Genomic DNA, 9,646 nt, shown 5'->3' with positions numbered 1-9,646 from the left:
TCTCGGGGGTGGACGGGGCGGCCGGAGCCGGTTGCGGGGCGGTCCCCGTGACGTGCATGGCTGGGTGGGCCTCTCATCGAACTGCTGTTCCCGGGATCGCCGGGGCGAGTCCATGGTCGGATATGCCCCGAGCCGTCGCCAAATCGCCGTTTGTTCTGTTGTGAGAGGGGTCCGAAAGTGCAGAAAACGCCACATCGGGGCCGCGCGGCGGAAGAAGTTGCGGTGCCGCCGCGTGGCCCCGACCGGTTGTCCGGTGACCGCCGGCGCGGCCCCCGCCTCAGCCCTTGTTGGAGCCGAGGGTGAGACCGCTGACGAACTGGCGCTGGAGGACGAAGTACACGACCAGCGTCGGGATCGCGGTGAGCAGGGCGCCGGCGGCGACCAGGTTGGGGTCGGTGAAGTACTGGCCGGACAGGTTGTTCAGGGCCGAGGTGATCGGCATGTTCTCGCCGGTCGAGATCAGCACCAGGGCCCAGAAGAAGTCGTTGTAGATCCAGATCGACAGCAGAGTGGCCAGGGCCGCCATCGCCGGCTTGCACAGCGGCAGCGTGATCTGCCAGTACAGCCGCCACACCGAGGCGCCGTCGACCAGCGCCGCCTCGGTCAGCTCGTGCGGCAGCGAGCGCATGTAGTTGCTCAGCACGAACGCGCAGAACCCGGACTGGAAGGCCACGTGGATCAGGACGAGCCCGAGCGCGGAGTCGTACAGCTTGCCGCTCGCCGTGACGCCGGGCAGGTCCGTCAGCAGGTACAGCCGGTACAGCGGGGTGATGATGACCTGCTGCGGCAGCAGGTTGCCCGCCGTGAAGACCAGCAGCAGCGCCAGGTTCAGCCGGAAGTCGAAGCGGGCGACGTAGAAGGCGACGCACGAGGACAAAAACAGCGTCACCAGCACGGCCGGTACGGCGATCACCAGCGTGTTGCCGAAGTAGTGGACCATGTCCGACTGCTGGAAAGCGTTGGTGAAGTTGTCGAGGTTCAGCGTGTCCGGCCAGGACACGTACCCCTTGGCGCTGGTCTCGCCGTACGGCCGCAGCGCCGAGAAGACGGCCCACAGCAGCGGCGCGAGCCACGCCAGGGCCGTCCCCGCGAGGAATACGTGCAGCAGGACCCGGGCGGGGCGGAGGGGGGCGCGCCGCTTCAGCGGGAGAGTGGTGCCGCTCATGCGCGCCGCTCCTTCCGGAAGGTGGCGATCAGGTACGGGACGATCACCGCGAGGGAGATGACCAGGAGGACGACGGCGATGGCCGACCCGTAACCGATCCGGCTGGACTCGCCGATGATGTTGTTGGTCACCAGGATCGACAGCAACTCGGTGCCCTGCGCCCCCTTGTTGAAGACGAAGACCAGGTCGAAGGCGCGCAGCGCCTCGATGATGGTGACCACGAGGACGACCGTGTTGGTGGGGCGCAAGGTCGGGAAGATGACGCTTTTGAAGGTCTGCCACTCGTTGGCGCCGTCCAGCGCCGAGGCCTCCCGCAGCGAGGGGTCGACGCTCTTGAGGCCGGCCAGGTACAGGATCATCATGTAGCCGGTGTGCCGCCAGGACGCGGCGATCAGGACCGCCCACAGATTGAGCTTGGGATCGCCGATCCAGTCGATGTAGTGGCCGGGCTTGTTGGCGCCGATGACGCTGTTGATCAGGCCCGTGTCCGGGTTGTAGACGAGCTGCCAGACGAAGCCGATGCAGGCCATCGAGATCACGACCGGCAGGAAGAACGCGGTCTGGTAGACCCGGCTGAACCGGATCCGCTTGTCGAGCTGGACGGCGAGGAAGAGGCCGAACGGCGTCGGGACCAGGATGAGGACCACGAACCAGATGACGTTGTGCTGGACGGCGGGCCAGAACTGCGGGTTGTCCGCGAAGAGTTGCCGGAAGTTGTCCAGGCCCACCCACTTGATCGAGTCGAACCCGATGCCGTCCCAGGTGGTGAAGGCGAGGAAGATCGAGGCGATGGCGGTGACCCAGACGAGGGCCACGTGCAGGACCGTGGGCACGCCCGCCATCAGGGCGAGCGTGAACCGGTCGCGGCGGGTCAGCAGGCGCCGGTGGCCCTGGCCGGCCCGCCCGGATGCGGGAGCGGCGCCCGGAGGCGGCACGGCTGCCGCCTCCGAGCGCGTCGTCGTCGTGTCGGTGGTCATGGGGCCGCTCACGAGGACGCGAAGATCTGCTTCTTCTGGCGTTCGATGGACGACAGCAGGCTGTCCACGCCCTTGGGGTTCTGCAGGAACTTCTGCAGTCCGGGCTGCATCACCGTGGAGGTGAAGTCGGGCCGGGAGTCGCGGTCCATGAACTGGGTCAGGCTCTTGGCGCCGCTGATCATGTCGAACGCCTTCTTCTGGAGCGGCGAGTAGGCGGAGGTGTCGGCCTTGCTGGAGGCGGCCACCACGCTGGGGTCGGTCTTGAGGTAGAGCTCCTCGGCCGCCGGGCTGCCCAGGTACTCCAGGAGCTTGACGACACCCGCGTGGTTCTTCGGGGCCTTGCTCACCATGAAGCCGTCGGTCGGGGCCTCCACGGTGTCCTGTCCGTACGCGGAGTTCATCTCCGGGAAGGGGAAGAAGTCCAGGTCGGCCAGGTCGGCCTTGTCGGTGAACTGCTGGGCGACGAACGAGCCCAGGAGGTACATGCCGGCCTTCTTCGCGACCAGCGTCTGCGCGGCGTCCTGCCAGGTGCGGCCCATGAAGCCGTCCTGGTGGTAGGGGAGCAGCTCGGACCAGTGGTCGAAGACGGCCTTCACCTTGGCGTCGGTCCACGCGGCCTTGCCCGCCATCAGCTCGACGTGGAAGTCGTAGCCGTTCAGGCGGAAGTTGATCTGGTCGAAGGTGCCCATCGCGGGCCAGGCGTCCTTGTCGCCGAAGGCGATCGGCACCAGGCCGTCCTTCTTCATCCGCTTGCACAGCGCGACCAGTTCGTCCCAGGTGGCCGGGACCTGGTAACCGTGCTGCCGGAAGACGCTTCTGCGGTAGAAGACCGCCCAGGGGTAGGTGGTCAGCGGGACGAAGTAGTACTTGCCGTCCTCGCCCTTGCTGAGCTTCTTCATGGCCTCGGGGAAGTTGCCGCCGATCTTGGCCCATACGTCGTCGAGGGGCGTGGCCAGCTTCTTCGCCGCGAAGAACTGCATACGGTAGCCCGCGAACCAGTTGAACACGTCGTCCGGCGTGCCCTGCAGATACGAGTTGATCTGCTCCTGGAAGGTGTTGTGGTCCTTGGTGTTCACGTCGACGGTGATGCCGGACTGCTTCTTGAAGTCCGCGTAGACGCTCGCGAAGGCCTTCTTCGGCACCGCGTCCGAGGCGTTGGAGCCGACGGTGACGGTCTTCGGGTCGGCGGACGAGCCACTGCCGCCGCAGGCGGACAGCAGGGGTATCCCGGCGCCGGCGAGGAGGGCGGCACCGCCCGCTCCGCGCAGCAGCGAACGACGGCTGGGCCTGGTGGCGGGCAGAGCGGCAGGGGAGAGGCGCATGGCGGCTCCTGAGAAGCAGGGTTCGGCCAAGGGGATGAGCCGATCACCGAAGGTCTTCGAAACCGATCAGAAATCAACTCGACCGAACAACGTGGCGTAATAACAGCCCCACTTCCGCGCACGCGTCAATAGCTCCGGGCGCGCTGGGGTGTCTCTTGCCCGAAACGTAATCGTCACCGCCGTGCGCCCCATCGCCCCAGGCTGACCGGGGTGTTCCGGTTGTGGAGCCGTGTGCGGTGTACTGGGGCGGACGGATCAACGCGAGCCAGGAAAACGGAAGTTGATTTGTGCTGACATCCTGTCCTGCTGGCGAAAATATGTCTTGACAAAGCATTGACAGCGGGCCGCGCAGGGACTTGGATCGCGTGCCGACGCAACAACGTCCCTTCCCCGTCACACAGTGAGGTGCAGGAACGATGGACCGCACTTGTCACCCCCGCTCCCGCCGACCGGCCCCGGTCGTGGCCGTGGCCGCCGCGGCAGCCCTCGTCCTCGCCGGCTGCTCCAGCGGATCCGGCGGGAAGAAGGCCGCGGAGGGAGGGTCGGGCGCCTCGGCGGGCAGGGCCGACACCCCCCGTATGACGGTCGCGCTGGTCACCCACCAGGCCCCCGGCGACACCTTCTGGGACATCGTCCGCAAGGGCGCCGAGGCCGCCGCCGCCAAGGACAACGTCAAGCTGGTGTACTCCGCCGACCCGAACGCCGGCACCCAGGCCAACTACGTGCAGAACGCGATCGACCAGAAGGTCGACGGCATCGCGGTCACCCTCGCCAAGCCGGGCGCCATGAAGGACGTCGTCGCCAGGGCCGGCGCGGCGAAGATACCCGTCGTCGGCCTCAACTCGGGCCTCAGCGACTGGAAGAAGCTCGGCCTGCTGGAGTTCTTCGGCCAGGACGAGACCGTGGCGGGCGAGGCGTTCGGCAGGAAGCTCGACGAGGTCGGCGCCAAGAAGGTCGTCTGCGTGATCCAGGAACAGGGCAACATCGGCCTCACCCAGCGCTGCGACGGCATGAAGAAGACCTTCTCCGGCACGACCGAGACGCTGTACGTCAACGGCACCGACATGCCGTCCGTGAAGTCGACGATCACGGCCAAGCTCAAGCAGAACAGCGCCCTCGACCACGTGGTCACCCTCGGCGCCCCCTTCGCGCTGGCCGCGGTGCAGTCGGTGGGCGACGCGGGCAGCAAGGCCAAGGTCGCCACGTTCGACCTGAACAACCAGTTGGCCGGCGCCATCAAGAAGGGCACCATCCAGTTCGCCGTGGACCAGCAGCCCTACCTGCAAGGCTACTTGGCGGTCGACTCGCTGTGGCTGTACAAGAACAACGGCAACTACAGCGGCGGCGGGGAGCAACCGGTGCTCACCGGCCCGGCCTTCGTCGACAGGTCCAACGTCGACCAGGTCTCCCGGTTCGCCGCCAAGGGCACCCGGTGAGGGGCACGGCCCAGCAAGCCGGGCCGGCGGTGGGCGAGCCGCCGGCGTCCGGTCCCCGCCCGGCCGACGGCCGCACCGCCCGGCGCCCCCCGCTGCTCCGGCTGCTGGCCCGGCCCGAGGTCGGCGTCTTCCTCGGCGCCGCGGCCGTCCTGGTCTTCTTCCTGATCGCCGCGCCCTCGCTCCGCCAGGGCAGCTCGCTGGCCACCGTCCTCTACCAGTCCTCGACCATCGGCATCATGGCCCTCCCGGTGGCCCTGCTGATGATCGGCGGCGAGTTCGACCTGTCGTCGGGCGTCGCCGTCATCGGCTCGGCGCTCACCGCGAGCATGCTCAGCTACCAGCTGACCGTCAACGTCTGGACCGGCGTGCTCGTCGCCCTCGTCCTCTCCCTCGCCGTCGGCGCCTTCAACGGGTGGATGGTGGTCAGGACCGGACTGCCCAGCTTCCTCGTCACCCTCGGCACCTTCCTGATCCTGCAAGGCGTCGACCTCGCCGTGACCAAGCTCGTCACCGGCAACGTCGCCACGGACGACATCAGCGACATGGACGGCTTCGGCCAGGCCAGGAGGATCTTCGCCTCCTCCGTCGGCATCGCCGGCGTCCAGGTGAAGATCACGGTCTTCTACTGGGTGGCCTTCGCGGCGCTGGCCACCTGGGTCCTGCTGCGCACCAGATACGGCAACTGGATCTTCGCCGTCGGCGGGAACAGGGACAGCGCACGCGCGGTCGGCGTCCCGGTGGACCTCACCAAGATCTCCCTGTTCATGCTGGTCGGCTTCGCCGCCTGGTTCGTCGGCATGCACAACCTGTTCTCCTTCAACACCGTGCAGTCCGGCGAGGGCGTGGGCCAGGAGCTGATCTACATCGCCGCGGCGGTCATCGGCGGCTGCTCGCTCACCGGCGGCTCCGGCTCGGCGATCGGCCCGGTCTTCGGCGCGTTCATGTTCGGCATGGTCAACCAGGGCATCGTCTTCGCCGGCTGGAACCCCGACTGGTTCAAGGCGTTCCTCGGCGTGATGCTGCTCGGCGCCGTCCTGATCAACCTGTGGGTCCAGCGCACGGCGACGCGGAGGTGACACCGATGACCGCAGAAGACAGCAGCGGAGCCGAGGGCGCCGCGGTCCAGGAGGCGGGGACCACCCCCGGCGCACCGATCGTCGAGCTGCGCGGCGCGGGCAAGTCCTACGGCAACATCCGCGCCCTGCACGGCGTCGACCTCACGGTCCTCCCCGGCCAGGTGACCTGCGTCCTCGGCGACAACGGCGCCGGCAAGTCCACCCTCATCAAGATCGTCTCGGGGTTGCACCGGTACACCGAGGGCGCCTTCCTCGTCGACGGCACCCCCGTGCGCTTCAACAGCCCCCGCGAGGCCCTGGACCGGGGCATCGCGGCCGTCTACCAGGACCTCGCCACCGTCCCCCTGATGCCGGTGTGGCGCAACTTCTTCCTCGGCTCCGAACTGACCAGGGGACCGTGGCCCGTCCGCCGTCTCGACATCGCCCGGATGAAGGAGACCGCCGACCGGGAACTGCGCGACATGGGCATCGTCCTGGACGACCTCGAACAGCCCATCGGCACGCTCTCCGGGGGCCAGCGCCAGTGCGTGGCCATCGCGCGCGCCGTCCACTTCGGCGCCCGGGTGCTGATCCTGGACGAGCCGACCGCCGCCCTCGGCGTCAAGCAGTCCGGCGTCGTCCTGAAGTACATCGCCACCGCCCGGGAACGCGGCCTCGGCGTCATCTTCATCACCCACAACCCGCACCACGCCTATATGGTGGGCGACCACTTCAGCGTCCTGCGCCTGGGCACCCTCGAACTCAGCGCCGCACGCGGCGAGATCACCCTGGAGGAACTGACCGACCGCATGGCGGGCGGCGCCGAACTCGCCGCACTCAAGCACGAGCTGGCCCAGGTGCGGGGCGTCGACGTCGAGGAGCTCCCCGGGGAGGCGGACCTCGGGACGCCCGCGACGAAGGCCCCCGGCGGGAGCGGCTGACGGGGCGCCCGGCGGGGCACCCGACGCGACGCCGACGGTGCGGACGCGTCCTTGCGCGCCCGGAGGGGTTCGTTCCGGCGCGGGCCGGGAACCAGCGGGAGCATGCGGGCGTTCTCACATATGACAGGGGAACGCCCGCGAGGGACGGGAGGACGACCACATGACCCATGGCACGCAACCCCCGCAGACACCTCCGGAGGACGCCGAGGCGGCTGCCCAGGGCCCCGGCCGCTTCAGCCGGCTCCCCGAGCGGATACGCCCGGAGGACACGGTCGAGACCAGGCCGGCGACCGTGCCGGACCCGGCACGGGACACCTACAACCCGGACGAGTGGCTGATCCGGTACTGCGGCTGACGGTTCCCACCGGGGCCCCTCGGGGTCCCCGTCCGGAAACCGGCCGTCAGACGGCACGCACCTCCGCGAGCGTCACCGGCCGGTGCTCCCGCAGCGACAGCGTGCAGGCCTCCGCGATCCAGCCCGCCTCCAAGGCGTCCTCGACGGTGCACGGTGAGGGGCGGGTGCCGGCCACGACCTCGGTGAACGCGGCGAGTTCGGCCCGGTAGGCGGCGGCGAAGCGGTCCATGAAGAAGTCGTGCGGGCGACCCGCGGGGAAGCGCACCCCGGGCTCGACCGAGCGCAGCGGCAGCCGGTCGTCCAGGCCGACCGCGATCGAGTCCGCGAAGCCGTGCAGTTCCATGCGGACGTCGTGACCGCGGGCGTTGTGGCGGGAGTTGGAGACCACCGCGATCGTGCCGTCGTCCAGGGTGAGGAGCGCCCCGGTGGTGTCCGCGTCGCCCGCCGCCGCGATGTGCTGCGCGCCCCGGTTGCCGCCCACCGCGTACACCTCGGCGACCTCGCGGCCGGTCACCCAGCGGATGATGTCGAAGTCGTGCACGGAGCAGTCCCGGAAGATGCCCCCGGATGCGGCGACGTACGCGGCCGGCGGCGGCGCCGGGTCCAGGGTGGTCGAGCGGATCGTGTGCAGCGGGCCCAGCTCACCGGCCCGGACGGCGGCCCGGGCGGCGGCGAAGCCCGGGTCGAAACGGCGGTTGTACCCGATCTGGATCGGCACTCCCGCGTCCCGCACGGCCTCGAGCACCGCCACGCCCTCCGCCATCGTGCGCGCGACGGGCTTCTCGCAGAACACCGGTACGCCCGCCCGGACACCGGCCCGGATCAGCGCCGGGTGGGCGTCGGTGGCGGCCGAGACGACGAGTCCGTCCACACCCGCCGCCAGCAGCGCCTGCGGCGAGTCCGCCACCTCGGCCCCGAACCGCTCGGCGGCCGCCTTCGCGGCCTCGGCGACCGGATCACAGACGACGAGCGAGCCGACGGCGTCCAGCCCGGACAGGGTCTCGGCATGGAAGGCGCCGATGCGGCCGAGGCCGAGAATTCCGATGCGCATGAGGTGCGGCTCCTTGTCAGTACGAACCCTTCGGACAACAACATGCCTACGCCGGAAGCAGGTTGACCCACGCCCCGCTCCCGGCCGACACCGTCATGGCGTCCACCACGGCCGCGCTGCGCACGGCGTCCTCCAACGTGGTGCCGTACGGCCTGCCCTCGGCGATGGAGCGCAGGAAGCGGTAGGCCTCGATGACCTTCAGGTCGTCGTACCCCATCGCGTTGGCCGCGCCCGGCTGGAACGCGGCGAACTCGCCGTCGCCCGGTCCGACGTACACCGTGCTCACCGGCTGGTCCTGGTAGCCGGTGCCGCGGGCGACCGCCAGCTCGTTCATCCGGCGGAAGTCCCAGGAGACCGCGCCCCGGGTGCCGTGCACCTCGAAGCCGTAGGTGTTCTGCTCGCCGACCGAGACCCGGCACGCCTCCAGGACCCCGCGGGCTCCGGAGGCGAAGCGCAGCAGGCAGTTGACGTAGTCCTCGTTCTCGACCGGGCCCGGCTCGCCGCCGGGGGCGAGCGGGTGACCGGCGGTGGCGCCGGCCGGGCGGGGCCGGCGCGGCACGAACACGGCCGTGTCGGCGGTCAGGGCGGTGATGTCGCCGAGCAGGAAGCGGGCCAGGTCGGCACCGTGCGAGGCCAGGTCCCCGAGTACCCCGCTGCCGCCGCGCGCCCGCTGGTAACGCCAGGTCAGGGCGGCGTCGGGGTGGGCCGCGTAGTCGCTGAACAGCCGGATGCGGACATGGGTGACGGTGCCGATCCCGCCCGCGGCGATCAGGTCCCGGGCGGCCTCCACGGCGGGCGCGTTGCGGTAGTTGAAGCCGACCGTGCCCTGCACCCCGGCGTGCGCGACCGCGTCGGCCACCGCGCGGGCGTCCGCACCGGTCAGGCCCACCGGCTTCTCGATCCACAGGTGCTTGCCCGCCTCGGCCATCGCCACGCCGATCTCCCGGTGCAGGAAGTTGGGCGCGGTGACGCTGACGGCCCGCACCGCCGGGTCGGCGGCCACCTCCCGCCAGTCGCGGGTGGCACAGGCGAACCCGAACCGCTCGGCGGCCTCCTCGGCCCGGCCCGGCACCTCCTCGGCGACCGCCACCAGCTCGGGCCGCAGCGGCAGCTGCGGATAGTGGTGCGCCACCCGGGCGTAGGCCTGCGTGTGCACCCGGCCCATCCAGCCGAAACCGACGACGGCGACCCCGAGCGCATCCACCATGACAGCCCCTCTGCGGACGGACCGGTCCTCTCCGTCCGGCCACCATGTCCGGACATGAAGGGGCTGTCAAGGAAGCGTCGGGTGGGGCGGCCCGGCGGTCCCGGGTGCTCCGAGGCGGTCCCGGGTGACGCGAGGGG

9 protein-coding genes are annotated in these 9,646 nt (G+C 70.0%); 4 read left to right on the top strand and 5 right to left on the bottom strand.

Translation table 11 applies throughout. The features are described 5' to 3' along the window. Nucleotides 1-277 precede the first annotated feature (277 nt). From V7E45_RS35530 to V7E45_RS35520, 3 genes are read right to left on the bottom strand one after another with little or no spacing between them, the layout of a single operon-like run. A complete protein-coding gene (locus tag V7E45_RS35530) occupies nt 278-1,165 on the bottom strand; it encodes a carbohydrate ABC transporter permease (RefSeq protein WP_333778395.1) in 888 nt (295 codons plus the stop codon). Beyond that, nucleotides 1,162-2,142, bottom strand: a complete 981-nt coding sequence (locus tag V7E45_RS35525) for a carbohydrate ABC transporter permease (protein ID WP_333778394.1) — start codon at nt 2,140-2,142, stop codon at nt 1,162-1,164. The genes V7E45_RS35530 and V7E45_RS35525 overlap by 4 nt, the downstream gene beginning before the upstream one ends. Nucleotides 2,143-2,150: 8 nt before the next feature. Further along, complete coding sequence (locus tag V7E45_RS35520; RefSeq protein ID WP_333778393.1) at nt 2,151-3,464, bottom strand: ABC transporter substrate-binding protein; 1,314 nt, start codon at nt 3,462-3,464, stop codon at nt 2,151-2,153. A gap of 416 nt (nt 3,465-3,880) precedes the next feature. Between V7E45_RS35520 and V7E45_RS35515 the strand changes: the two genes are divergently transcribed. From V7E45_RS35515 to V7E45_RS35500, 4 genes are all read left to right on the top strand, one after another. Next, on the top strand, nt 3,881-4,900 hold the full coding sequence (locus tag V7E45_RS35515; RefSeq protein ID WP_333778392.1) for a sugar ABC transporter substrate-binding protein: 1,020 nt from the start codon (nt 3,881-3,883) through the stop codon (nt 4,898-4,900). After that, entirely contained in the window at nt 4,897-5,976 is a 1,080-nt protein-coding gene (locus V7E45_RS35510; RefSeq protein ID WP_333778391.1) for an ABC transporter permease, read from the top strand. The genes V7E45_RS35515 and V7E45_RS35510 overlap by 4 nt, the downstream gene beginning before the upstream one ends. Nucleotides 5,977-5,981: 5 nt before the next feature. Beyond that, complete coding sequence (locus V7E45_RS35505) at nt 5,982-6,896, top strand: ATP-binding cassette domain-containing protein (protein WP_333778390.1); 915 nt, start codon at nt 5,982-5,984, stop codon at nt 6,894-6,896. Between the two features lie 160 nt (nt 6,897-7,056). Then, a complete protein-coding gene (locus tag V7E45_RS35500) occupies nt 7,057-7,251 on the top strand; it encodes a hypothetical protein (RefSeq protein ID WP_333778389.1) in 195 nt (64 codons plus the stop codon). Between the two features lie 46 nt (nt 7,252-7,297). On the opposite strand, the gene V7E45_RS35495 is transcribed toward V7E45_RS35500, so the two are convergent. Together V7E45_RS35495 and V7E45_RS35490 are read right to left on the bottom strand one after the other, a co-directional pair. Continuing rightward, on the bottom strand, nt 7,298-8,302 hold the full coding sequence (locus V7E45_RS35495) for a Gfo/Idh/MocA family protein (protein WP_333778388.1): 1,005 nt from the start codon (nt 8,300-8,302) through the stop codon (nt 7,298-7,300). A gap of 46 nt (nt 8,303-8,348) precedes the next feature. Further along, on the bottom strand, nt 8,349-9,509 hold the full coding sequence (locus V7E45_RS35490) for a Gfo/Idh/MocA family protein (RefSeq protein WP_333778387.1): 1,161 nt from the start codon (nt 9,507-9,509) through the stop codon (nt 8,349-8,351). Between the last annotated feature and the right edge of the window lie 137 nt (nt 9,510-9,646).

The organism is Streptomyces sp. IBSBF 3136, assembly GCF_036815105.1.
Classification (GTDB): Bacteria; Actinomycetota; Actinomycetes; order Streptomycetales; family Streptomycetaceae; genus Streptomyces.
Note: the sequence above shows the minus strand (reverse complement) of the source record. Positions and strands in the feature narration are given on the sequence as shown.